A 22,886-nucleotide genomic window follows, 5' to 3' on the forward strand; every position below is an offset into this window, starting at 1 on the left:
ATGTTGCTGTCGGTTTGATGGCCCGGCTTTGGGGCCTTGATGCGGGAGGCCGTCATCGCCATCCCAAAAAAACGATCGGGCCCCGTCACGAACGACGGAACCCGATCGCCAGTCGTTCTTACATCTTCACCCGCGCGCCGACGAACAGGAAGCGGCCCACGGCCGTCGTTGGCTGGATGGTCTGGCCCACATCGGGCAGCTGGTCGAACAGGTTGCTGACGCCGCCATAGAATTGGAAGTGGTCGGTCGCATCGACGCTGGCATAGATGTTATGCTGCCAGCGCGGCTTGATGAAGTAATATTCCGCCGCGACGAAATCGGGATTGCTGCCCGAGGTTTCGCGCGTGTAGCGCAGCGTCTTGTCGAACCATTGCAGGCCATAGTTCAGGGTCAGCATGCCCTTGGTCCAGGACAGGTTAGACGTCACCTGATACTTGGGCGCCACGGAGGCGATCGTGCCGCGATAGTTGGTCGCGGGCGCACCCGGCACGCCGATGAACAGCAGCTTGTCGAGATAGTTGCCGTTCACCTGCAGGTTGAACAGACCCAGATTGGCGGTCGGCAGGCGCCAGTTCAGGTTGAAGTCCAGACCGGCGGTCTGGAACGACGCGACATTCTGCGGCGCCACGCTGAAGCCGACGACGTTGCCCGCCTGCACGACGCCGCTGCCGGGGCCGTTCTGGCGCGTGATCGAGCCGCAGAACTGGTTGTTGAGCGTCGGGGAGTCGACGCACAGCTGGGCCAGCTGGATCGGCGTGACCGTGTTGATCGCGTTCTTCAGCCGGATGTCGTACCAGTCGGCCGACAGGGTCAGGCCCGGAATGAAACGCGGCGACAGGACGACGCCGGCGGTCCAGGTATTGGCCTCTTCCTGGCGCAGCAGCGGATTGCCGCCAGCCGTTCCCGACACGTTGATCGAGCGGTTGTCGTTATAGGTCGCCGGGTTGGCGCCCAGGCTTTGCAGCAGCGTGCGGCAGTTGGCGGCACGATACTGGGTGCCGTTGCCGGTGTTCGCCGGTATGCAGGGATCTTCGTTGAAGAAGGCGAAGGTCTGCGACCGGCCGCCGAACAGTTCGCCGATATTGGGCGCGCGGATGGCGACCGAATAGGTGCCGCGGAAGGTGATGTCGCGGATCGGGGCGTACATGCCGTCGACCTTCCACGTCGTCGCGCGGCCGATCGTCGAGTAATCCGACACGCGGATGGCGGCACCCAGCTCCAGGTCGTGCGCGAAGCGCATGTTCTTGGCGATCGGCGCGTTCAACTCGGCGAAGACTTCCTTCACGTCGAACGATCCACGCGTCGGGCTGAGCGCGTTGGTGAAGGTCAGGCCCTGCTGCTCAAGGGGATCTGGCGTGAAGCGGCTGATCTCCTTGCGATATTCGGCACCGAACGCATAAGCGAGCGGACCGCCGGGAAGCTCGAAGAACTTCGCGAAATCGCCGCTGACCGACGCGGAGACGACATGCTGCTCGACGCTCGACCGATCGGTGGTCGGCGCCAGGATGAACGCGATCCCGGCGGGGTCGGACAGCCCTTCGCCCAGGATGTTGATCGGACGGCACTGGCCGGGCTGGAAGGTCGTGCGCGGCAGCACGGTGCGCCCGCTCGAATAGGGCTGGTTCGGCGTCCAGTTGGGGTCGAGATTGGCGCGGCAGGTGATCTGCCCGGTTGCCGGATCACGCACCGCGTCAAGTGCGGCGAAGAAGCGGTCCGAATAGATGTCGTTCGTGTACCGGCTGCGCACATCGGTCCGGCCGAAGACATAGGACACTTCGTAATGGGTCTTGTCTTCCAAGTCGCCACGCAGGCCGATGACCGTGCGATAGGTGTCGCGCTTGATGTTCTCGCCGCGCTGACCGTTGCCGTTCATGCCGAGGTCGAAATTGTCGCGGCTGACCAGCGCGCCACCGATCTGCGGATCGATCGCTGACCGGATATTGGCGGGCAGATAGGGATTGTCGCCCTCGATCAGCAGATTGTAGTCGAAGGTCGGCTGCGCCAGCGAGAAGGACCGGGTGGTCGCATATTTCGCTTCGCCGAACAGCGTGACGGTATCGCTGATGTCGTAATGGCCCAGGAAATTCGCGATATGCCGTTCGATGCGCGGCTGAAGGTCGTTCAGATAGCGCGAGACCGGCGTGCTGGACCCGCCCACCGCATAACCGCCGGGATAGGCGACGCCGTTGTTATAGACCGCGCCGGTGCCGGTGAAATCGGGCATGCCGTCGCCATCGACATCGACCGCGCCGTCCGGGGAACTACCATAATAGCGGGCATCGGTGATCGGCACGCGGGCGGGCACGGTGCCGTTGGGGTTCCGGGTGAAGACCGGGAAGTTGTACTGGCCGAACTGCGGGCGCTGCTTGGCCTGCAACCGGTCGTCCATCGAATATTGATAGGCGAGCGCGACGTTGCCGCGACCATCGGAGAAATTCCGCCCGGCGGTCACCGCGACCAGGCGCTGGCCCGAGTCCCCGCGATCCGAGATCCCGGTCTGGCCCCGGACGGTCAGCCCGTTGAAATTCTGCTTCAGCCGGAAATTGACGACGCCCGACACGCCATCCGCGCCGTAGATCGCCGAGGCGCCGCCGGTCAGGATGTCGACGCCCTCGATCAGGTCGGTCGGAATGGTGTTGATGTCGACCGACTGCTCGCCGGGAATGCCCGCGACGTGACGGCGGCCATCGACCAGCGTGAGCGTGCGCTGACGCCCCAGGTTGCGCAGGTCGAGCGTGTTCAGGCCGGTCTCACCGATGCCCGCGCGATCGCCCGAGTTGTTGGCCGACCCGCCCGACCCGACGAGCGCCGGATAGGCGCGCAGGAAGTCGGTGACGTTGGTCGTGCCTTGTGCCTCGAACGTCTTGGCATCGAGCGTGACGATCGGGCTGGGCGTGGAGAAGTCCTGGCGGCGGATGCGCGAGCCGGTGACGACCACGTCGCTGGTCTGTCCGGCATTGCTGCTGTCCTCGACCGCGCCGGGGGCCGCGTTCTGACCCGGCAGCGTGCTGTCGGTCTGGGTGGTCGCCGGAGCCGCCTCCTGCGCCTGTGCCGCGCCGGAGAGGCTGGAAACCGCAATGGCCATGACGGCCACGCCATAGGTAAATGACATACGTGTCATGATAACCCCCTGATGATTTTGGTTTATGTCATGACCAAAATGCAATCATAGCGGCGATGGCAACAACGCGGTGGCCCAAAAGGCGAAATTGTCACGCGGCGTGTCTTTTAGGTAACAATTTGTCATGAAGGTGCGGAGCTATCCGCTTGGCCCATGTTGCCCGACATCACTGGAGGCGAAGCTCGGGGCATGTAGGTGCGGGTGCGGGGTATCTGGCGGAAGAGGTGGGATTCGAACCCACGGATGGCTTGCACCATCGCCGGTTTTCAAGACCGGTGCCTTAAACCGCTCGGCCACTCTTCCGGGTCGCGGTGGAAGCGGCCTCTACGCCAAGCCGTCGGGTGAATCCACTATCGATTTGCGGACGAGCGGCGCGGCTGGACGTGCCAGCCTTGCGGTGGTGCGAGGTTCCGGCTTCGGCGCCGCTGTGGCACATAGACGCTCATGTGGGGGGACATTACCCGGCGCCTGAAGCGCCTCGCCATCGTGTCGATCTTTGCGGCTTCGGTCAGCGCGGCACCTGCCTGCGCGCAGGACGAGGCCGGGTTCCAGACCTATCTGCAACAGGTGCGCGGCACCGCGCTAACGCAAGGGGTTAGCCGCGCGACACTGGACTCGGTGCTGCCGACGCTGACGCTCAATTCCCGCGTGATCGAGCTGGACCGGCGCCAGCCCGGCGGCCCGGCCAATAGCGGGTTCAGCCCCTTCGCGCCTTATAAGGCCGCGCATGTCGATGCCGCGCGCATCGGGCGGGGGCGGACCAAGTATTTGGCGCAGCGCCCGCGCCTGTCGCGGATCGAGCGCGAGACGGGGGTGCCGGAATCGATCATGGTCGCGATCTGGGGCCATGAGACGAATTACGGGGCCTATACCGGCAATTTCGACCTGCTGCGTTCGCTGGCGAGCCTGGCCTATGAGGGACGGCGGCGGCCGCTGTTCGAGGGCGAGTTCATCGCCGCGTTGAAGATGATGGACCGGGGCGTGACCCGCGACCAGTTGAAGGGCAGTTGGGCGGGGGCGACCGGCAATCCGCAATTCCTGCCCTCCATCTATCTGCGCCTGGCGCGCGACGGCGATGGTGACGGACGCGCAGACATCTGGAACAGCGAGGCGGATACGCTGGCCTCGATCGGCAATTATTTCGTCAATGCCGGATGGCGCGCGGGCCAGCCCTGGGGCTTTGCGGTCACGGTGCCCGCCGGGTTCGACCGATCAATGGTGCGCAACCGGCTGGTCAGCCCGCGCTGCCCGCGCGTGTTCGAGCGGCATAGCGGCTGGCGGACGATCGCGGAGTGGCGCGCGCTGGGCATCGTGCCGCAGGGCGCGGCCTGGCCGAACGACCAGGTGCTGGCGACGCTGATGGAGCCGGACGGGCAGGGGGCGACCGCCTATCTGTTGACCGGCAATTACCGGGTCATCCTGGATTACAACTGCTCGAACTTCTACGCACTCTCCGTGGGATTGCTGGCCGATGCGATTGCGGGCTGAGGCGATCGCCCTGCTGGCGTTGGCTTTTGCCGCGCCAGTCTGCTCCGCTTCCGCCGAGGAGGCGCCACCGGTCCGTTACGGCAAGTATGACGCCACCGGGCAGGCGAGCTGGTACGGGCATGAGCTGGCCGGGCGGCGCACCGCGACGGGCAAGCGCTTCGATCCCGACGATGTGATGATCGCGCATCGCACCCTGCCGCTTGAGTCGATGGTCGAGGTGACGGACGTCGATACCGGCCGGGCGATCATCGCGCGCGTCGGCGACCGGGGGCCGGGGCGTGCCGACCGGGTGGCGGACCTGTCGCTGGGCGCGGCCAAGCTGCTCGGCACCAACCGGCGCGCCGTCGCGCATATCCGGGTGCGGGCGCTGTCGCCGGGCAGCGACCGACCGGGCCTGATCCTGGCGGGGGCGAGTGCCGTTCCGCCGGTCGCCCGCCCGATCGCGCTTGATCCCCAGGCTCGCTACCGCGTGCAGATCGCCAGCTTCTCCAGCCAGGCCCGCGCCCAGGCGCTGGCCCAGCGGTTCGCCGCAAGGGCGATCCCCTCGGGGCGCGTTTGGCGAGTGGAAAGCGCCGGACTGAATGCCGATTCCGCCAAAGCGCTGCGTGACGCGGCGGCAGAGGCGGGTTATGACGACGCCCGCATCCTGCATCAGGATTGACCTCCCGGCTCCCTTTGGTCACGGAACACCCATGAAGACCCTGTACGCAACGCTCGCCGCCCCGCTCGCTCTCGTCGCGCTGGCCTACCCCTCGATCGCGGCCGCGCCGCAGTTCGACACGCCCGCGCCGGTCGCCTTCATGAAGGACCTGTCCTCGGGCGCGATCCTGTTCCAGCGGGACGCCGATCGCCGGATGCCGCCCGCCTCGATGGCGAAGATGATGACGGTCTATGTCGCCTTCGACCTGGTCAAGAAGGGCCAGCTGAAGCTGAACGACATGGTCACGGTGCAGCCGGAGACGTGGAAGAAGTGGCACGGGCCGCAGGCGGGTTCGACCATGTTCCTGTCGCCGAACGAGCAGGTCAGCGTCGCCAACCTCCTTTATGGCATCGTCACGCTGTCGGGTAACGACGCGTGCGTCGTGCTGGCCGAGCATATCGCGGGCACCGAACAGAATTTCACCGAGCGGATGAACCGCACCGCCAAGCAGATCGGGCTGAACAACAGTCACTTCGGCACGTCGAACGGCTGGCCCGATGGCGGCGTGACCTATGTCACCGCGCGTGACCTGGCCGATCTGGCCGATCACACCATCCAGGACTTCCCGCAGCTCTACAAGCAGTTCTATTCGCGCCGCGATTTCTCGTGGGGCAAGACGATGGGCGGCAACGCCATCACCCAGGCGAACCGCGACCCGCTGCTGGGCCGCGTAGCGGGTGCCGACGGACTGAAGACCGGCCATACCGAAGAGGCAGGTTACGGCTTCACCGGCTCGGCCGAGCAGAATGGTCGCCGTCTGGTGATGGTGATGGCCGGGCTGAACAGCTCGAACGCGCGCGCCGACGAGTCGGTGAAGTTCATGAACTGGGGCTTCCGCGCGTGGCAGGCCAAGCCGGTCGTGGCCAAGGGCAAGAAGGTTGCCGATGCCGAGGTCCAGATGGGATCGTCGAGCAAGGTCGGCCTGATCGCGCCGCGCCAGTTGACCGTGACCCTGCCCGCAGGTCTCGACCCCGCGATCAGCGCGAAGGTCGTCTATCAGGGGCCGATAAAGGCCCCGATCAAGGCGGGGCAGCACATCGCCGATCTGGTCGTCACCTCGCCCGACATGCCCGCGCAGCGCCTGCCGCTGGTCGCGGACAAGGACGTTGCCGAAGCGGGCTTTTTCGGTCGCGCCTGGGCCGGGCTGACGTCGTTCTTCGGTTGATCGCCTGACGATGCTGCCGGTCGGCAATGATGCGGGCCAGGCTGCCTTCGCCGCCGCGCTGGGCGGGGCCAAGCTGCACCATGCCTGGCTGATTGCCGGGCCGGAGGGCGTGGGCAAGGCCGGTTTCGCGCGCGCGGCGGCCACGCGACTGCTGGCGCGGGCGAGCGGGGCGGGGGCCTTGCCGCCCGGCCTGTCAGTGCCGGAGGACCATCCGACCGCCAAGCTGATGGCGGCGGGGTCGCATCCCGATTTCCGGGTGATGGCGCGGCTGCCCAAGGATGCCGAGAAGCCGGATCAGGATCTGGCGCGATCGATCACCATCGCGCAGGTCCGCACGCTCCAGCCGATGTTCGCGACCGCGCCCGCCATGGGCCCGGCGCGGGTCGTCCTGATCGACGCGATCGACGATCTGGAGCGCGGCGGGGCCAATGCGCTGCTGAAAAATCTGGAGGAACCGCCTGCGGGCACGGTGTTCCTGCTGGTCAGCCATGCGCCTGGGCGGTTGCTGCCAACGATCCGTTCGCGTTGCCGATTGCTGCGGTTCGAGCGGCTGTCCGACGCCGATGTCGCGCGGGTGTTGCGCCAGCAACTGCCCGAGGCGGACGAGGACGAGATCGCCTCGCTGGTCGCGGTGGCCGATGGTGCACCGGGCCGGGCGCTGCGCTTTGCCGGGCTCAACATCGCCGGGCTGGACAGTGCCATTGCGCGGATCGCGGAGACGGGCGACCCCGGCAATGCCGAGCGGGTGAAGCTCGCCAAGTCGCTGGCGGGCAAGGCGTCGCAGGCGCGGTACGAGGCGTTTTTGGACCGGGTGCCCGCCTTTATCGCGGGCCGTGCACGCGGTCGGTCGGGGCCGGGACTGAAGGTGGCGCTGGATGCCTATGCGGCGGCGCAGGATCTGGCCGGCGCGGCGCGCGGGCTGTCGCTCGATGCGCAGGGGACGGTGTTCGAGATGGCGGGGATCATCGCGACGTTGCGGTGAGAGGTTTCCCTTGGCCTTCGACTTCGCTCAGGCTGAACGGAGGTTGGAAAAGGCTACCTCAAAACTCCGTTCAGGCTGAGCGAAGTCGAAGCCCACGCCCAGCCGCCAGCCAAATAGCTTTTTACAAACCCACCCGCTCGAAATGCCCGGGCGCGAAGCCCTCGATCGCCAGCGCGACAATCCGCTCCGCCACAACCTCTGGCGCCTTGACCGACGCCGGGTCTTCACCCGGATAGGCCTTGGCCCGCATCTGCGTCCGGGTCGCGCCGGGATCGACGATGGCGGTACGGATCGCGCTGATCTCGGACGTCTCGTCACCATAGGCGCCGAGCAGCGTCTCGAACGCCGCCTTGGAGGCGCCGTACGCGCCCCAATAGGCCCGCGGCTTGCGCGCGACCGAGGAGGTGACGCCGATCACCCGCGCGCCGCTCGAACGGCGAAGCATCGGGTCGAAGGCCGCGATCATCGCCGCCTGCGCGCTGACGTTCAGAGTCAGGACGCGTGCGAACTCCTTGGCATCGATCGCGGGCACGGCGGCCAGCGAACCCAGCATCCCGGCGTTGAGCACCAGCACGTCCAGCGCCTTCCAGCGCTCGCCGATGGCACTGGCAAGGCGGCCGATCGACTCGTTCTCAGCCAAGTCGAGCGGCGCGATGGTGGCCGATCCCCCGGCGTTGAAGATGGTCTCCTCGACCTCTTCCAGCCCCTTCGGCGTGCGCGCGGTCAGGACGACATGCGCGCCCGCCGCGCCCAGCGCGATGGCGGTCGCCGCGCCGATACCCCGGCTGGCACCCGTGACCAGCGCCAGCTTGCCGTCGAGCGCACCCGCCATCAGGCGACCCGCTCGGCCAGCATCGCGAACTGGTCGACCGACGCGGTCTCGTCATGATCGGTCAGCGTCGTCGGATAGTCGCCGGTGAAGCAGGCGTCGCAATAGCTCGGCTTGTCGCCGCGCGACGCGTTCAGCGCCTTGTACAGCCCCTCGATCGACACGAAGGACAGGCTGTCGGCATGGATGAAGTCGGTCATGCCGCCCAGGTCCAGCTTGGCCGCGAGCAGCTTAGCGCGCTCGGGCGTGTCGACGCCGTAGAAGCAGGAATGGCGGGTGGGCGGCGATGCGATGCGCATATGCACCTCCGCCGCGCCCGCCTCGCGCATCATCTGCACGATCTTGAGGCTGGTGGTACCGCGCACGATCGAGTCGTCGACCAGGATGATCCGCTTGCCCTGGATCAGCGCGCGATTGGCATTGTGCTTCAGCTTGACGCCCAGATGGCGGACCTTGTCGCCCGGCTGGATGAAGGTGCGGCCGACATAGTGCGAGCGGATGATGCCCAGCTCGAACGGAATGCCCGAGGCCTGCGCATAGCCGATGGCGGCGGGGACGCCCGAATCGGGGACCGGGATGACCAGATCGGCCTCGACCGGCGACTCATGCGCCAGCTGCGCGCCGATTTCCTTGCGCACCGAATAGACCGACTGGTCGCCCGCGATCGAATCGGGGCGGCTGAAATAGACCCATTCGAAGATGCACGGACGCGGATCGACCGCCTGGAAGGGACGGATCGAACGGATCTCGGTGCCCTGCACGATGACCAGCTCGCCCGGCTCGACCGCACGCTCGAAGGTCGCGCCGCACACGTCGAGCGCCACCGTCTCCGACGCGAAGATCACCGCGCCGTCCAGGCGACCCATGACCAGCGGACGGATGCCCAGCGGATCGCGGCAGGCGATCATGCCCTCGGGCGTCATCACGATCAGCGCATAGCCGCCCTCGACCTGCTTCAAAGCGTCGATGAACCGGTCGAGCAGGGTGCGGTAGTTGGAGGTCGCGACCAGATGGATGATCGTCTCGGTGTCGCTGGTCGACTGGAAGATCGAGCCGCGACGCACGAGTTCGCGACGCAGCTTCATCGCATTGGAAATATTGCCGTTATGCGCGATGGCGAAGCCGCCGGTCGACAGGTCGGCATAAAGCGGCTGGACGTTGCGCAGCGAGGTGTCGCCGGTGGTCGAATAGCGGACATGGCCGCAGGCGACTTCGCCCGGCAGGCCACGGATCACGTCGTCACGGTCGAAATTGCCCGCGACATGCCCCATCGCGCGGTGGGTATGGAACAGCGTGCCGTCGAAGCTGGTGATGCCCGCCGCTTCCTGCCCGCGATGCTGGAGCGCGTGCAGGCCGAGCGCGGTCAGCGCAGCCGCGCCGTCGGCGCCTGTCACACCGAAAATACCGCATTCCTCGCGGAGTTTGTCGTCGTCGAAGGGGTTGGTGGTCAGCATGGGAGAGGCGCTCGCAACGTTCGCAACTAAGGGGCAGACGGGGCGCATATAGGAATGTCGTCCGCGTTTGTCGCCTGTTTGTCATCATCGCCGGGATCATTTTCGCGAAGGCTGCGTTTCGGACCCGAAAGCAGGAGATCCCACATGGCACGCGATCACGGCGCCCAGATCAAGGACGACGCCCTGTACGAGGAACTGCGCAAGCAGGGCCAATCCAAGGAAAAAGCCGCGCGCATCGCCAATGCCAAGGCGAAGGGCAGCCTGGATCACAAATCCACTCATCTGGAGGATCGGTCGAAGGACGAGCTGATGGACGAGGCGCGCAGGATCGGGATCGCGGGGCGATCGAAGATGAACAAGGACGCGCTCATCAAGGCGATTCGCGATCACGGGTGATTGAGGGGCGCCGCGATCCGTTCTAACCCTGCCTCATGGCCGATTACCGCGATACCGGGCTGACGCTCGACCCGAAATATGATGCAAACGGATTGCTGACCGCGATCGTCACCGATCGGGCGACCGGCGATCTGCTGATGGTCGCGCATATGAATGCTGAGGCGCTCGAAGCCACGCGGTCCACCGGCGACGCGCATTTCTGGTCGCGCAGCCGGGGGCGGCTCTGGAAGAAGGGCGAAAGCTCGAACAATGTGCTGCGCGTGGTGGAGATGCGGATCGACTGCGATCAGGACGCGATTTGGCTGATTTGCGATCCGGCGGGACCGGCCTGCCACACAGGCGCGCGCAGCTGCTTTTATCGGCGGATCGAGGGCGACGGCTTGGCCCCGGTCGCGTGATCCGGCCGGGGATCGCGCTGGCGACCCTGTTGCTGCTGACGGCCTGCGGCCGGGGGAGCGGCGGCGGAGACGACAAGGCGGGGGAGAAACTGGAGACCGCGAGCATCGCCGCCGGGCTGGTCGCCGATCCGGCCGCCGCGCCGCTCGACGGCATCTGGTCGCGTGATACCGATCGCATGTGCATCCTGCCCGCGGGCAGCGGTCCGGCGCGCCGGATCGGCGTGATGCTGGACTATGGCGAGGGGCAGGGCTGTACCGCCATCGGCACCATGGAGCGTTCCGGCGCGGCGTTGAAGCTGACGCTGGGGGCGTGCCGTTTCACCGCGCGGTTCGATGGCGACTCGATCCAGTTCCCGGCGATGCTGCCGTCTGCATGCAACGCCTTTTGTACGGGCCGGGCCACGCTGTCGGCGCTGAACGTCGAGCGGATCAGTGCCTCGGTCGCCGAGGCGCAGGCGTTGCGTAGCCCGAACGGGACTATGCTCTGCGCTGATTGACGTTCACGTAAAGGGTATCTAGCGTCAGGTGCCATGACCCAGGTCGCCGCCTCCGCCGAACCGCTGCCCAGCGCCGATCGCGACGATTATTCGATCACCGAGCTGTGCGCCGAGTTCGGCGTCACCGCCCGTGCGCTGCGCTTCTATGAGGATGAAGGGCTGATCTCGCCGCAGCGGCGGGGGACGCAACGCATCTATTCGCAGCGGGATCGCGCGCGGCTTGCCTGGATTTTGCGGGGCAAGCGGGTGGGGTTCAGCCTGGCCGATATCCGCGAGATGATCGATCTGTACGATCTGGGCGACGGGCGGCGCCTCCAGCGCGAAGTGACGCTGGAACGGTGCACCGCCAAGATCGAGGCGCTCCAGGCGCAGAAGCGGGATATCGACGCAGCGATCGCCGAGCTGACCGAGTTCGTGGCGCTGGTCGAATCGCACCGGGATTAATCGACGATATTCCTCCCCTGTAAGGGGAGGGGGACCATCCGAAGGATGGTGGAGGGGTGTGACCCGTCGTGATGATCCGCCCCTCGCCAGCCGTGACACCCCTCCGTCAGGGCTACGCCCTGCCACCTCCCCTTACAGGGGAGGAATTTTGGGCTTGGGTTCGGCCGGTGGCGTGCTTGCGCGACGGACGCCGGTCAGTTCGCCGGTGGGGGTCGGCGTCGGGCTGGGCTGCGGCGTGGGAGCGGCCAACGGGACGATGGTCATCGACATGCGCTTCATGCAGCGCGGACCTTTGAACGTCGGATAGACGCCGCAATTCCAAAGGGTTCGCTCCAGCCCGATGTCTGCGTCGCGGAAATAGCTGAACGCCATCGTCTCCATCTGAACCTGATTGAGCGGCACCGAGAAGGCGGTGGCACTGGCATCGCGCCAGGCCATGACCGTGCAATGCTTGCGCGGCCCGCACAGCGTTGTCGCCAGCGCCGGGAAGCCTTCGGGTGCCAATCCGGCGGGCAGGGTGATGAGGAAGGTGTCCGGCTCGCTCGCGAGCGGCGCCATCGCGCCCGTGGCGGCCGCCCCTTCGGCCAGCGCGGCTCCGGCATCGTCGCTGGCATCGGTGCCTGCCCGGTGTGCGGGCGAGAAGGGGGCGAGCGCCGCGATCACCGGCTCCCCCGCCAGCAATTGCCGGTTGAAAGCGGGCGGCGTGCCCCACCAGCCGGACCAGCGGAAGAACAGATGGCTGCCGACCCGCGCGACCTTGTCCAGGCTCGCCTGCCAATAGGGGACGACCCAGTCGGTATGATAGTGCGTCGAATGGCCGACGGGGCGGAAGACCTTGCCGTTCAATGCCATGGCCGCGATCTGGCGCGCGCGGGTCCAGGCGGCCTCGGGCGGTTGCCATTTGGTCAGCGCGCCGTCGCAGGAGAAGGTGAACTGGCAGCCGGTGCTGCGCTCCTGCCCCTCGAACACCACGCCGCACACCGTCTTGGGAAAGGCGGGATGGCGCAGGCGGTTGAGCACGACCTGCGCCACCGCCTGTTCGCCCTGGGCGTCGTCGCCCGCTTCGTACAGCACGCCCGCCGCCAGACAGTCGAGCGCCCGCGCCTTGTCCTCCGCCGATCCGCGATAGACGAAAGGGCGCGCCGCCGGGTTGGGATCGGTCGAGAAGGGGATGCTCTCGTTATAGGCCCGCGCTTCGTCGGGCGTCATATCGATGAACGCCACCGGCTCGACCGGTGGGACTTCGGTGGGCGCGACGATGCGAGGGGCAGGGCCTGCCCGCTGGGGCGACCGATGCGCGATCCGGGGGATGTCGGGCGCGTTCGCCACGAGCAAAGCCGGTACGACGCTGGCCGTACCGGCGATCGCGAACAGAGCCGCGCGGATGCCGCCGCGCGGCTGGGGCGTGTCGCTCACTGTTCAGGCAGGAAGTCCGGCACCGACAGATAACGCTCGCCGGTGTCATAGTTGAAGCCCAGGACACGGGTGCCGTCAGGCAGGTCGGGCAGCTTTTGCAGGATCGCCGCCAACGTCGCGCCCGAGGAAATGCCGACCAGCAACCCCTCTTCGGTCGCCGAGCGGCGCGCCATGTCCTTTGCGACATTGGCGTCAACCTCGATCACGCCGTCGATCGCCTGGGTGTGGAGATTGGCGGGAATGAACCCAGCGCCGATGCCTTGGATAGGGTGCGGGCCGGGCTGGCCGCCCTGGATGACCGGCGAGGCGGCGGGCTCGACCGCATAGACCTTCAGGCCCGGCCATTCCTTCTTCAGTGTCTCGGCGACGCCGGTGATATGGCCGCCGGTGCCGACGCCGGTGATGATGACGTCGATCGGCGAATCGCGGAAGTCGTTCAGGATTTCCTGTGCGGTCGTACGGACATGCACGTCGATGTTCGCTGGGTTCTCGAACTGCTGCGGCATCCAGGCGCCGGGCGTCTCGCGCACGATCTCCAGCGCGCGCTCGATCGCGCCCTTCATGCCCTTTTCACGCGGGGTCAGGTCGAAGGTGGCACCATAGGCCAGCATCAGGCGGCGGCGCTCGATCGACATGGATTCGGGCATGACCAGGATCAGCTTGTAACCCTTGACCGCCGCAACCATCGCCAGGCCGACGCCGGTATTGCCGCTGGTCGGCTCGACGATGGTGCCGCCGGGCTTGAGGTCGCCCTTGGCCTCCGCCGCCTCGATCATGGCGAGGGCGATACGGTCCTTGATCGAGCCGCCGGGGTTCGATCGCTCCGACTTGATCCAGACCTCCGATCCGGGGAACAGCCGCTGAATCTTGATGTGCGGCGTGTTGCCGATCGTTTCCAGGATGGTGTTGGCCTTCATGGCTTGGCTTCTCCGTGGGCAGGTTCGGTTGCAAGGATCTCGGGAGGATCAAAGGTTCGCGCGCGCCGGAGTTCCGGGAACAGCCGCGACCAGAGCAAGGTCACGCCGATCGCGCCCAGCCCGCCGAACACCACCGCGCCGACCGGGCCGAGGATCGAGGCCATGACCCCGCTCTCGAACTCGCCCAGCTCGTTGGAGGCGGAGATGGTCAGCTGCGACACCGCACTCACACGCCCGCGCATCGCGTCGGGGGTGTGAAGTTGGATCAGCGACTGGCGGACATAAACCGACACCATGTCAGCGCCACCCGCGCAGATCAGGGCGATCAGGCTGAGGATGAAGGCGGGATGGACGAAGAGGGTGACGCCGCCCAGCGCGAGCGTGCCCGTGCCCAGGCCCAGCGCGCCGGTGATATGGCTGGCGATGCCGAAGGTCAGGATCGACAGCCCGAACACGACGACCGCCGCCAGCATCTTCACGCCGACATTGGTCTTCATCGGCCTGAACGAGAACCAGATCGCGGTGGTCGCCGCCCCGATGCCCATGCCCGCCGCCAGCACGCCCAGGCCCTGCGACCCGACATGCAGGATGTCGCGCGCATAGACCGGCAGCAGCGAGGTCGCGCCCGCCAGTAGCACCGCGAATAGATCGAGCGTGATTGCCGCCTGCACCAACCGGTTGCGGCGGACATAGCTGAACCCCTCGACGATTCGGGTCAGCGGGCGGCGGTCGGTCTGCGCCGGGGGTTGCGGCACCGGGCCGATCAGGAAGATGCAGAACAGGGCGACGGCGAACAACAGGGTCGCGACGCCATAGGCGAATTCGGGATGCACCGCGTAAAGCAGGCCACCGACACTCGGCCCCGCGATGGTGCCGACCTGCCACGCGATCGAACTGACCGCGATGGCGGTCGGCAGGCTTTCACGCGGCACCAGATTGGGGGCGAGCGAGGAATAGGCCGGTCCCGAAAAGGCCCGCGCGATGCCGAAGGCGACGGCGGCGGTGAACAGCGCGCCCAGCGTCAGATGTCCCGACCAGGTGAGCAACCAGAGCGTCGCGGCGGTCACGACCAGCAGCGCCGTCGTCGCCCGGACGATCCAGCGCCGGTCGACGCTGTCGGCGACCAGTCCGGTGATCGGTGTCAGCAGGAACAGCGGCACGAACTGCGCAAAGCCGATCATGCCCAGCATGAAGGCGGCCTGGCGCACGTCCATCGTCTCGCGTGCCAGATTGTACACCTGCCATCCGATGACGATCGACATGGCCGACACTGCGATGGTTCCGCTGAACCGTGACAGCCAATAGCTGCGGAAATTGGCGATGCGGAACGGGTGTTTGGGTCTATCCATGGTCGGCAGGCGTTGTAGGCCTTGGTTTGTCGACAAGGCAACCAAGGCAAAGCTTGTCCCCGACAAATTTCCCCTGTCGAACTGGGAATTTTACGACGGAAAATTGCTGCATTGCAGTAATTGCAAGGGGGGAATTGAGTTTCATGACAAAGCGCGCCAATAGGCCTCCATCCTTCCCTAACGGAAACAAAGGTGTTCCCGACTGTGGCAAAAGCTCCAAGCCGTACCAGCGAGCCCCCCATTCCCAATCGGGAGCGTCCCGCCGAACCGCAGCCGTTCCAGGCGACCAAGGAACAGCTGCTGGATTTCTATAAGCAGATGCTCCTGATCCGCCGCTTCGAAGAAAAGGCGGGTCAGCTTTATGGCCTGGGCCTGATCGGCGGTTTCTGCCACCTGTATATCGGCCAGGAAGCCGTGGCGGTGGGTCTCCAGTCGGCGCTCGACGGCGACAAGGACTCGGTCATCACTGGTTACCGCGACCATGGCCATATGCTGGCTTACGGCATCGATCCCAAGGTCATCATGGCCGAGCTTACGGGGCGTGCCGCCGGCATCTCCAAGGGCAAGGGCGGGTCGATGCACATGTTCTCGACCGAGCATAAGTTTTACGGCGGCCACGGCATCGTGGGCGCGCAGGTGTCGCTGGGCACCGGCCTGGCGTTCGGGCACAAGTACAGCAATGACGGCGGCGTCTGCCTCGCCTATTTCGGCGACGGCGCGGCCAATCAGGGCCAGGTGTACGAGAGCTTCAACATGGCCGAGCTGTGGAAGCTCCCGATCATCTTCGTGATCGAGAACAACCAGTATGCCATGGGCACCGCGGTCAACCGCGCCTCGTCCGAGGACCAGCTGTATCGCCGTGGCGAGAGCTTCCGCATCCCCGGCATCCAGGTCGACGGCATGGACGTGCTGGCCTGCCGTGGCGCGGCCGAAGAGGCGCTGGCCTGGGTCCGCGCGGGCAAGGGCCCGGTCATCCTCGAGATGAAGACCTATCGCTATCGCGGTCACTCCATGTCCGACCCCGCCAAGTATCGCAGCCGCGAGGAAGTGCAGGGCGTGCGCGACAAGTCCGATCCGATCGATCATGTGAAGCGTCTTCTCGAAGAACAGGGCGTCACCGAGGCCGATCTGAAGGTCCTGGAGCAGGACATCCGCAAGCAGGTCAACGAGGCGGCGGACTTCGCCGAGCAGACCCCCGAGCCCGATGTGGCTGAACTCTACACTGAAGTGCTGGTGGAGCGTTACTAAGATGGCGATCGAGATCAAGATGCCGGCCCTTTCCCCGACCATGGAAGAGGGCACGCTCGCCAAGTGGCTCGTGAAGGAAGGCGATACGGTCAAGTCCGGCGACATCATGGCCGAGATCGAGACCGACAAGGCGACGATGGAATTCGAGGCCGTGGATGAAGGCGTGATCGCCAAGATCCTGGTCGCCGAGGGCACCGACAATGTGAAGGTCGGCACCGCCATCGCGCTGCTGGCCGAAGAGGGCGAGGACGTCGCGTCCGCCGCCGCTTCGGGTTCGCGTTCGGGCGATGCGGCCAATGCCGCGCCGAAGAACGAGGCGACCGACCACAACGCGCCGCCGATGCCGGAAGGCGCCGCCGCCGCCGAGCAGGAAAGCGGCACGCAGAAGCTGGTCGCTAGCGCCGAGCAGGAAGCGCCCGCCTCGCCGGAAATCCCGGAAGGCACCGAGATGGTGAAGCTGACCGTCCGCGAAGCGCTGCGCGACGCGATGGCCGAGGAAATGCGCGCCGACGACCGTGTCTTCGTGATGGGCGAGGAAGTCGCCCAGTATCAGGGAGCGTACAAGGTCACGCAAGGGCTGCTGGACGAGTTCGGCGACCGTCGCGTGATCGACACGCCGATCACCGAATATGGCTTTGCCGGTGTCGGCACGGGTGCGGCCATGGGCGGCCTGCGTCCGGTCATCGAGTTCATGACGTTCAACTTCGCCATGCAGGCGATCGACCACATCATCAACTCGGCCGCCAAGACCAACTACATGTCCGGCGGCCAGATGCGTTGCCCGATCGTGTTTCGTGGTCCCAACGGTGCCGCCAGCCGCGTCGGCGCGCAGCACTCGCAGAACTATGGTCCGTGGTATGCCTCGGTCCCCGGCCTGATCGTGATCGCGCCTTATGATGCGGCCGATGCCAAGGGCCTGCTGAAGGCCGCGATCCGTTCGGAAGACCCGGTCGTGTTCCTCGAGAACGAGCTGATGTACGGTCGGTCGTTCGACGTGCCCAAGATGGACGATTTTGTCCTGCCGATCGGCAAGGCGCGGATCATGCGCGAGGGCAAGGACGTGACGCTCGTCTCCTACTCGATCGGCGTGGGCGTCGCGCTCGAAGCCGCCGAGAAGCTGGCCGCCGAGGGCATCGACGCGGAGGTGATTGACCTGCGCACGCTGCGTCCGCTCGACACCAAGACGGTGCTGAAGTCGCTCTCCAAGACCAATCGCCTGGTCGTGGTCGAGGAAGGCTGGCCGACCTGCTCGATCGCGTCGGAAATCACTGCCGTCGTGATGGAAGAAGGCTTCGACGATCTCGACGCGCCGGTGCTGCGCGTGACCAACGAGGACGTGCCGCTGCCTTATGCCGCCAACCTCGAAAAGCTGGCGCTGGTCGACGCGAACAAGGTCGTCGCGGCGGTCAAGAAGGTGACCTATCGCGGCTAAGCCGTGATGTAACCTGTTGGTTGAAAGGGGCCTTCCGGGAAACCGGGAGGCCCTTTTTCATGCGCGCGACCTGTGCGAAGGGCAGGGGATGACCGACGCTTCTGCCTCCGCCACACCCCCGCCCGCCATCGAAGCGGTAATGCGCGAACAGGCGCTGGCGGTTGGCTATGCGCCTGCGTCGGCGCGCGAGGGGTTCGCCGCGCTGCTCGATCTCGACCACCAGCTTGCCTCGATCCTGCAAAGCACGACCGAGCCGATGATCGGCCAGATGCGGCTGACCTGGTGGTATGAGGCGCTGGAAAAGCTCGACCGCGAGCCCGCGCCCGCGCATCCGGTATTGCAGCGGCTGGCGGCGTCGGTTTTGCCCGGTGGTGTGCGGGGGGCGGACCTCGCGCCGATGATCGAGGGGTGGGAGGCGCTGCTCGATGATGGCGAGGCGCTGGATGACGAGCGCATCGCGCGCCATGCCGAGGCGCGCGGGGGCGTGTTGTTTGCGAGTGTCGGGCGGTTGTTGGGGCAATCGGGGATGGTGCCGCTGGGAGCGGGATGGGCGAAGGCCGATCTGGCGCAGCATGTTTCCGATGAAGCGACCCGCACGCGAATCGGGGCTGCGGCTCTGTTGGATTTGGACGCGATACTGGCGTCGAAATCTCCCAAGCCGGTTCGGGGTTTGAGTGGATTGGCCATCCTGGCCCGCGAAAGCCTGCGTCACCCGGATCGTCTGCCCGGCCACCCGATGCGCGCCGCGCGATTGGCGTGGCATGGCCTGACGGGGCGCTGACGCCCCTATTCTCGCGGTGGAACCGTACCCCGGCGAAGGCCGGGGTCCAGTTTCCACGTGGCTTGTGGCGCGCCATGGGTAGGTGAAGAAGCAAACACCCTACGCCGTCGATAAGACAGAGCAACTGGACCCCGGCCTTCGCCAGGGTACAAGCGAAGTCCAAGGCCAAGGGAATCGCCTTGTCGCCCAGGCCTAACCCCGGTTAACCATAAGCCCGTCGAACGGGGGGAGACGGAACCGATGTGGCGCTATCTGGCCGGTGGGTTGGGCACGCTCGTGCTGGTGGGGGCAGGGTTGTTCTTATGGGGCAGCCGCCCGGACACACCCTCCCCGCTCCCCGCCGCGAGTGCCGCAACGGCGGCTTCCCCGCAAACCGCCACCGACCACGCGCCTTTGCCCGAAGCCTCCGCCCGCACGCGCGAGCAGAAGCGCTTCGACCGCTACGACAAGGACCGCGACGGCACGATCACGCGCGAGGAATATCTCGCCGCGCGCCGCAAGGCCTACGCCAAGCTGGACCGGGACGGCGACGGCAAGCTGTCCTTCGACGAATGGGCGATCAAGGCCACGACCAAGTTCGCCAATGCCGACCGCGACAAGTCGGGCACGATGAACGCGGCAGAGTTCGCCACCACCGCCGTCAAGCGTCGACCGGCTGCTCGGCGGGACTGTCCTCCGGCGCGAACGGCACCGGCTGAGGCACCGGAGGCGGGCCAGGCGGAAGAGAATTGAGCCAACCGGGCAGCGCCTCGCGCGCGCGGTCGGTGTACATCCGCTTACGGTCGGCCTTCTTGGTCCGGCCAGGAATGGGCGGGAACAGGCCGAAATTTACGTTCATCGGCTGATAGGTCTCGGCCTCCGCCAGCCCGGTGATATGGCCGAGCAGCGCACCCAGAGCCGTCTCGACCGGCGGCGGCGCAATGGTCTTGCCGGTCAGTTCGGCGGCGGCGAAACGCCCGGCGAGCAGGCCGATCGCCGCGCTCTCGATATAGCCCTCGCACCCCGTGATCTGGCCCGCGAAGCGCAGGTTCGGCCGTGACTTCAACCGCAGCGTCGCATCGAGTAACTCGGGCGAGCGGATGAAGGTGTTGCGGTGCAGGCCGCCCAGCCGCGCGAACTCGGCCTTTTCCAAGCCCGGAATCGTACGGAAGATGCGGATCTGCTCGGCATATTTCAGCTTGGTCTGAAAACCGACGATGTTCCACAGCGTGCCCGCCGCATTGTCCTGGCGCAGCTGGACCACCGCATAGGGCCAGCGCCCGGTGCGCGGATCATCCAGCCCGACGCCCTTCATCGGCCCGAAGCGCAGCGTCTCCACCCCGCGTTCGGCCATCACCTCGACCGGCATGCAACCGTCGAAATAGGGCGTGTCCTTTTCCCACTCGCGAAACTCGGTCTTCTCACCGTCGAGCAATGCCTGATGGAAGGCGTAATATTGCTCCTTGTCCATCGGGCAGTTGATGTAATCCTTGCCCGTGCCCTTGTTCCAACGGCTCTGGAACCAGGCGACGTCCATGTCGATCGACTCGCGGTGGACGATGGGCGCGATCGCGTCGAAGAAGGCCAGCGCCTCCGCGCCGGTCGCCTCGCCGATGCCGCCCGCCAGCGACGGCGCGGTCAGCGGGCCGGTCGCGATGATCGCAGGGCCATCCGGCAAAGCATCGATCCGTTCGCGGACGATAGTGATGTTGGGATGGGCCTCGAGCGCCGCGGTCACGCCGCCCGAAAAACCGTCGCGGTCGACCGCGAGCGCGGACCCGGCGGGCACCGCATGGGTGTCGCCCTTGGCCATGATGATCGAGCCGAGGGCGCGCATCTCCTGATGCAGCAGTCCGACCGCGTTGGAGGTCGCGTCGTCCGAACGGAAGGAGTTGGAGCAGACCAGCTCCGCCAGGTCGCCGCCATGATGGGCGGGCGTGGTGTCCGCCCCGCCGCGCATTTCGGACAGGCGCACCTTCAGGCCAGCCTCGGCGAGCTGCCAGGTGGCTTCCGAGCCCGCGAGCCCGCCGCCGATCACATGAATGTCATAAGTCATCGCGCCGCCTTAAACCCGGACGTCCCCGGTTGGAAGGACTTGGCGTGAGGGAGCAGGCTCCCCAAGTCGGTGATATGACCACCATCTTCACCATCGGTTACGAGGGCGCGACCGTCGATGGCTTCCTTGCAACGTTGAAATCGGCCGGGGTCCAGCGGCTGATCGACGTTCGCGCGCTGCCGCTGTCCCGGCGTCCGGGCTTTTCCAAGTCACCGCTGGCCGCCGCGTTGAAGGAGGTCGGCATCGACTATGTCCATCTGAAGGATTTGGGCACCCCCAAGCGCGGGCGCGATGCGGCCAAGAAGGGCGATGTCGGCACGCTGCGCGAGGTCTATGACGACCAGTTGGCCCTGCCCGAGGCGCAGGCGGCGGCCGCGCGGATGCTCGATCTGGCGGGCGAGAAACCGAGTGCGCTGCTATGCTTCGAGCGCGATCCCTGCCACTGCCACCGGACGCTGCTGCTGGAGGCGGTGGGGCAGGAGATGACCGTCGTCGATCTCTACGTCTGATCCGTCAGAGAACGGACGCGACGAAGGCGTCGGCGCGGTCGCGCAGCATTTCGATATTTCTTTCCAGCGCCTGGGCCAGAGTCAGCAGCGATCCGGCGTCCTGATCGATCCTGTTGGCGTCCTGCTGCAAGCGATGGACCTGCTGGCCCACGCGGTGCGCGGAGGCGACCGACTGGTCGACGCTGGCGGCGATGCCGGTCGTGGCGAGGCCCTGTGCCGCCACCGCCTCGTCGATCGATTGCGAGATGGTACCGATCGTGTCGACCGCGCGGTTGAGCTGCGCCTGTTCGGCGACCAGCGCGTGGAGATTGGCGGTGACCTCGCCGATATTGCGCGCGGCGTCGCGTGCGGCTTCGCGGGTCTGCCCGGCAAGCGCCTTCACTTCATGCGCGACGACGGCGAAGCCCCGCCCGGCATCGCCCGCTCGCGCCGCCTCGATCGCGGCGTTCAATGCGAGCAGATTGGTCCGCGCCGCGACGGTTTCGATCAACGACAGCAAAGTGTCGATCGTCGTCGCGCTCGCCGCCAGTGCCCCCGCCCGCTGGTCGGTGGCGGCGATGCGGTGGCGGACAACCTCCCGCACGGTGCGGGACTGGTCCATGTCGCGGGTGATGGCGGCAAAGGCACTGGCCAGACCATGGCCGCGCGCGGCGATATCGCTCAGCGCCTGGCCGGTATCGGCCATCGCCTCGGTCATGCGATCGGCGCTGCCCTGCGTCTCTCCGGCATAGCGGGCGAGGGTGCTGGCCATGCCGCCCATATCGGCGGTGGCACGGAGCAGATCCGCCGACAGGGCGGCGATGTCGGCGGTGAAGGATCGCGCCGCCTCGTCGATGCGCCGCGCCCGCACCATGCGCTCCTGCGCCAGGGCCATCTGCGCGTCGGCCGCCAGTCGGGCGATCCGGGCGGCGTCGAGCAGGCCGGTGAACACGCCCTTCCGGGTCAGGATCAGCGCATCGGGGGCGCCCCAATCGGCATGAAGCGCCAGCTTTTCGGCCAGCGGCGCGTCCTCTTCGCAACTGGGATGCGGGCGGACATAGGCGGTCAGGCTTGCGCCGAAATCGGGATTGTGGAGCAGCGCATGGCCGAACGGGTTGTAGAGCAAGCCCTTCACATCGCGCTCGACGATCGCCCCGACCGGCCTTCGTTCGGCATCCAGGACCGGCAAAACCCGCATGTCCGGGGACTGCCGGAACAGCGCGATGGCGTCAATCAGCGACGCATCCGCCCCGATCACCGGGCTTTCCGCATTTACGGACCAGCAGGAGAAGGCGGGCGGCTTCATCACAGCGTCTCGTACGACATGACCGTAAACGCGATGTGATGGATTTGTGACGTTTCGATGACGAAACGGAATCAGCCGAAGCCGATGGGGGGATTAGCCCGCCACCGGCAGACGAACCGTGCCGTCATCGTCCCGCTTCATCGGGCCATAGGCGATCACCGCCGACAGCGGCAGGTCGGCATAGAGATGCGGGAAGAGCTGGCCGCCCCGGCTCTCCTCCCACTTCACCGCCTCGCCCATTGCCTCCAGATCGACGGCCACGATGTGCAGGTCGGTCTGTCCGGCGAAGTGCTTGTCGACCGTCTCGGTCAGCTGGGTGGCGGTGGAGAGGTGGATATAGCCATCGGCCAGATCCACCGGGGCGCCTGCGAAGACGCCCTCCTGCTCCAGCGCCGCCATCTGATCGGCGGTCAGCACCTTATAGGCGGTCACGGGATGGC

General features: G+C 66.5%; 22 protein-coding genes and 1 tRNA gene. 13 read left to right on the forward strand and 10 right to left on the reverse strand.

Annotated elements, in window-relative coordinates:
• Positions 1–118: 118 nt before the first annotated feature.
• Together KV697_RS01080 and KV697_RS01085 are read right to left on the reverse strand one after the other, a co-directional pair.
• The gene (locus tag KV697_RS01080; RefSeq protein ID WP_219019749.1) at positions 119–3,121 is read right to left on the reverse strand and encodes a TonB-dependent receptor domain-containing protein; all 3,003 of its coding nucleotides are present in this window, start codon (positions 3,119–3,121) and stop codon (positions 119–121) included.
• Between the two features lie 213 nt (positions 3,122–3,334).
• Positions 3,335–3,424, reverse strand: a tRNA-Ser gene (locus tag KV697_RS01085).
• A gap of 141 nt (positions 3,425–3,565) precedes the next feature.
• Here KV697_RS01085 and KV697_RS01090 point away from each other — a divergent pair.
• The 4 genes from KV697_RS01090 to KV697_RS01105 are packed head-to-tail and all read left to right on the forward strand — an operon-like array spanning position 3,566 to position 7,456.
• Positions 3,566–4,609 carry a lytic murein transglycosylase gene (locus tag KV697_RS01090; RefSeq protein ID WP_257575506.1) on the forward strand — a complete coding sequence of 348 codons (1,044 nt, stop codon included), beginning with the start codon at positions 3,566–3,568 and terminating at the stop codon, positions 4,607–4,609.
• A complete protein-coding gene (locus KV697_RS01095) occupies positions 4,593–5,270 on the forward strand; it encodes a septal ring lytic transglycosylase RlpA family protein (RefSeq protein WP_219019750.1) in 678 nt (225 codons plus the stop codon). Before KV697_RS01090 ends, KV697_RS01095 begins: the two co-directional genes overlap by 17 nt.
• 31 nt (positions 5,271–5,301) lie before the next feature.
• Positions 5,302–6,474: a D-alanyl-D-alanine carboxypeptidase family protein gene (locus KV697_RS01100; protein ID WP_219019751.1), complete on the forward strand. Its 1,173-nt coding sequence runs from the start codon at positions 5,302–5,304 to the stop codon at positions 6,472–6,474.
• Between the two features lie 10 nt (positions 6,475–6,484).
• Positions 6,485–7,456 (forward strand): AAA family ATPase, encoded by a 972-nt coding sequence (locus KV697_RS01105; RefSeq protein WP_219019752.1) that lies wholly within the window; start codon positions 6,485–6,487, stop codon positions 7,454–7,456.
• Positions 7,457–7,577: 121 nt separating this feature from the next.
• Here KV697_RS01105 and KV697_RS01110 read toward each other — a convergent pair whose 3' ends face one another.
• The gene (locus KV697_RS01110; RefSeq protein WP_219019753.1) at positions 7,578–8,288 is read right to left on the reverse strand and encodes an SDR family NAD(P)-dependent oxidoreductase; all 711 of its coding nucleotides are present in this window, start codon (positions 8,286–8,288) and stop codon (positions 7,578–7,580) included.
• Entirely contained in the window at positions 8,288–9,739 is a 1,452-nt protein-coding gene (gene purF / locus KV697_RS01115; RefSeq protein ID WP_172839649.1) for an amidophosphoribosyltransferase, read from the reverse strand. The genes KV697_RS01110 and purF overlap by 1 nt, the downstream gene beginning before the upstream one ends.
• Positions 9,740–9,883: 144 nt before the next feature.
• Between purF and KV697_RS01120 the strand changes: the two genes are divergently transcribed.
• Genes KV697_RS01120 through KV697_RS01135 form a run of 4 tightly spaced genes read left to right on the forward strand, consistent with a single transcriptional unit; the run spans position 9,884 to position 11,474 of the window.
• Positions 9,884–10,135 (forward strand): DUF7218 family protein, encoded by a 252-nt coding sequence (locus KV697_RS01120; RefSeq protein ID WP_219019754.1) that lies wholly within the window; start codon positions 9,884–9,886, stop codon positions 10,133–10,135.
• 35 nt (positions 10,136–10,170) lie between these two features.
• Complete coding sequence (gene hisI / locus KV697_RS01125) at positions 10,171–10,533, forward strand: phosphoribosyl-AMP cyclohydrolase (RefSeq protein WP_219019755.1); 363 nt, start codon at positions 10,171–10,173, stop codon at positions 10,531–10,533.
• Entirely contained in the window at positions 10,530–11,030 is a 501-nt protein-coding gene (locus tag KV697_RS01130) for a hypothetical protein (protein WP_257575507.1), read from the forward strand. Before hisI ends, KV697_RS01130 begins: the two co-directional genes overlap by 4 nt.
• A gap of 33 nt (positions 11,031–11,063) precedes the next feature.
• On the forward strand, positions 11,064–11,474 hold the full coding sequence (locus tag KV697_RS01135) for a MerR family transcriptional regulator (protein ID WP_219019756.1): 411 nt from the start codon (positions 11,064–11,066) through the stop codon (positions 11,472–11,474).
• A gap of 132 nt (positions 11,475–11,606) precedes the next feature.
• Here KV697_RS01135 and KV697_RS01140 read toward each other — a convergent pair whose 3' ends face one another.
• The 3 genes from KV697_RS01140 to KV697_RS01150 are packed head-to-tail and all read right to left on the reverse strand — an operon-like array spanning position 11,607 to position 15,156.
• Positions 11,607–12,890, reverse strand: a complete 1,284-nt coding sequence (locus tag KV697_RS01140; protein ID WP_219019757.1) for a cell wall hydrolase — start codon at positions 12,888–12,890, stop codon at positions 11,607–11,609.
• On the reverse strand, positions 12,887–13,807 hold the full coding sequence (cysK, locus tag KV697_RS01145; RefSeq protein ID WP_219019758.1) for a cysteine synthase A: 921 nt from the start codon (positions 13,805–13,807) through the stop codon (positions 12,887–12,889). Before cysK ends, KV697_RS01140 begins: the two co-directional genes overlap by 4 nt.
• Positions 13,804–15,156 carry an MFS transporter gene (locus tag KV697_RS01150; RefSeq protein ID WP_219019759.1) on the reverse strand — a complete coding sequence of 451 codons (1,353 nt, stop codon included), beginning with the start codon at positions 15,154–15,156 and terminating at the stop codon, positions 13,804–13,806. The genes cysK and KV697_RS01150 overlap by 4 nt, the downstream gene beginning before the upstream one ends.
• A gap of 204 nt (positions 15,157–15,360) precedes the next feature.
• On the opposite strand from KV697_RS01150, the gene pdhA reads away from it, so the two are divergent.
• The 4 genes from pdhA (at position 15,361) to KV697_RS01170 (ending at position 19,349) form a co-directional block, all read left to right on the forward strand.
• Positions 15,361–16,404, forward strand: coding sequence for a pyruvate dehydrogenase (acetyl-transferring) E1 component subunit alpha (gene pdhA / locus KV697_RS01155; RefSeq protein ID WP_056432896.1), 1,044 nt, complete (start codon positions 15,361–15,363; stop codon positions 16,402–16,404).
• 1 nt (position 16,405) lies between these two features.
• The gene (locus tag KV697_RS01160; protein ID WP_219019760.1) at positions 16,406–17,836 is read left to right on the forward strand and encodes a pyruvate dehydrogenase complex E1 component subunit beta; all 1,431 of its coding nucleotides are present in this window, start codon (positions 16,406–16,408) and stop codon (positions 17,834–17,836) included.
• An 88-nt stretch (positions 17,837–17,924) separates the two neighbouring features.
• Positions 17,925–18,617, forward strand: coding sequence for a squalene/phytoene synthase family protein (locus tag KV697_RS01165; protein WP_219019761.1), 693 nt, complete (start codon positions 17,925–17,927; stop codon positions 18,615–18,617).
• 240 nt (positions 18,618–18,857) lie between these two features.
• Positions 18,858–19,349, forward strand: a complete 492-nt coding sequence (locus KV697_RS01170; protein WP_219019762.1) for an EF-hand domain-containing protein — start codon at positions 18,858–18,860, stop codon at positions 19,347–19,349.
• On the opposite strand, the gene trmFO is transcribed toward KV697_RS01170, so the two are convergent.
• A complete protein-coding gene (trmFO, locus tag KV697_RS01175; protein ID WP_219019763.1) occupies positions 19,258–20,652 on the reverse strand; it encodes a methylenetetrahydrofolate--tRNA-(uracil(54)-C(5))-methyltransferase (FADH(2)-oxidizing) TrmFO in 1,395 nt (464 codons plus the stop codon). The genes KV697_RS01170 and trmFO overlap by 92 nt on opposite strands.
• A gap of 74 nt (positions 20,653–20,726) precedes the next feature.
• On the opposite strand from trmFO, the gene KV697_RS01180 reads away from it, so the two are divergent.
• Entirely contained in the window at positions 20,727–21,161 is a 435-nt protein-coding gene (locus tag KV697_RS01180; protein WP_219019764.1) for a DUF488 domain-containing protein, read from the forward strand.
• A gap of 4 nt (positions 21,162–21,165) precedes the next feature.
• Here KV697_RS01180 and KV697_RS01185 read toward each other — a convergent pair whose 3' ends face one another.
• Both KV697_RS01185 and KV697_RS01190 read right to left on the reverse strand, forming a co-directional pair.
• The gene (locus KV697_RS01185; protein WP_219019765.1) at positions 21,166–22,446 is read right to left on the reverse strand and encodes a methyl-accepting chemotaxis protein; all 1,281 of its coding nucleotides are present in this window, start codon (positions 22,444–22,446) and stop codon (positions 21,166–21,168) included.
• 93 nt (positions 22,447–22,539) lie between these two features.
• Positions 22,540–22,845, reverse strand: coding sequence for a DUF952 domain-containing protein (locus KV697_RS01190; RefSeq protein WP_219021160.1), 306 nt, complete (start codon positions 22,843–22,845; stop codon positions 22,540–22,542).
• Positions 22,846–22,886: the final 41 nt, after the last annotated feature.

Origin of the sequence: Sphingomonas sanguinis (genome assembly GCF_019297835.1) — a bacterium.
GTDB lineage: Bacteria > Pseudomonadota > Alphaproteobacteria > Sphingomonadales > Sphingomonadaceae > Sphingomonas > Sphingomonas sanguinis_D.

Coding starts and splice junctions, on each gene's coding strand:
- KV697_RS01080 (WP_219019749.1), bottom strand. CDS start 3,121: ATGACACGTATGTCATTTACCTATGGCGTGGCCGTCATGGCCATTGCG.
- KV697_RS01090 (WP_257575506.1), top strand. CDS start 3,566: ATGTGGGGGGACATTACCCGGCGCCTGAAGCGCCTCGCCATCGTGTCG.
- KV697_RS01095 (WP_219019750.1), top strand. CDS start 4,593: ATGCGATTGCGGGCTGAGGCGATCGCCCTGCTGGCGTTGGCTTTTGCC.
- KV697_RS01100 (WP_219019751.1), top strand. CDS start 5,302: ATGAAGACCCTGTACGCAACGCTCGCCGCCCCGCTCGCTCTCGTCGCG.
- KV697_RS01105 (WP_219019752.1), top strand. CDS start 6,485: ATGCTGCCGGTCGGCAATGATGCGGGCCAGGCTGCCTTCGCCGCCGCG.
- KV697_RS01110 (WP_219019753.1), bottom strand. CDS start 8,288: ATGGCGGGTGCGCTCGACGGCAAGCTGGCGCTGGTCACGGGTGCCAGC.
- purF (WP_172839649.1), bottom strand. CDS start 9,739: ATGCTGACCACCAACCCCTTCGACGACGACAAACTCCGCGAGGAATGC.
- KV697_RS01120 (WP_219019754.1), top strand. CDS start 9,884: ATGGCACGCGATCACGGCGCCCAGATCAAGGACGACGCCCTGTACGAG.
- hisI (WP_219019755.1), top strand. CDS start 10,171: ATGGCCGATTACCGCGATACCGGGCTGACGCTCGACCCGAAATATGAT.
- KV697_RS01135 (WP_219019756.1), top strand. CDS start 11,064: ATGACCCAGGTCGCCGCCTCCGCCGAACCGCTGCCCAGCGCCGATCGC.
- cysK (WP_219019758.1), bottom strand. CDS start 13,807: ATGAAGGCCAACACCATCCTGGAAACGATCGGCAACACGCCGCACATC.
- KV697_RS01150 (WP_219019759.1), bottom strand. CDS start 15,156: ATGGATAGACCCAAACACCCGTTCCGCATCGCCAATTTCCGCAGCTAT.
- KV697_RS01160 (WP_219019760.1), top strand. CDS start 16,406: ATGGCGATCGAGATCAAGATGCCGGCCCTTTCCCCGACCATGGAAGAG.
- KV697_RS01165 (WP_219019761.1), top strand. CDS start 17,925: ATGACCGACGCTTCTGCCTCCGCCACACCCCCGCCCGCCATCGAAGCG.
- KV697_RS01170 (WP_219019762.1), top strand. CDS start 18,858: ATGTGGCGCTATCTGGCCGGTGGGTTGGGCACGCTCGTGCTGGTGGGG.
- trmFO (WP_219019763.1), bottom strand. CDS start 20,652: ATGACTTATGACATTCATGTGATCGGCGGCGGGCTCGCGGGCTCGGAA.
- KV697_RS01180 (WP_219019764.1), top strand. CDS start 20,727: ATGACCACCATCTTCACCATCGGTTACGAGGGCGCGACCGTCGATGGC.
- KV697_RS01185 (WP_219019765.1), bottom strand. CDS start 22,446: ATGAAGCCGCCCGCCTTCTCCTGCTGGTCCGTAAATGCGGAAAGCCCG.
- KV697_RS01190 (WP_219021160.1), bottom strand. CDS start 22,845: ATGGCGGCGCTGGAGCAGGAGGGCGTCTTCGCAGGCGCCCCGGTGGAT.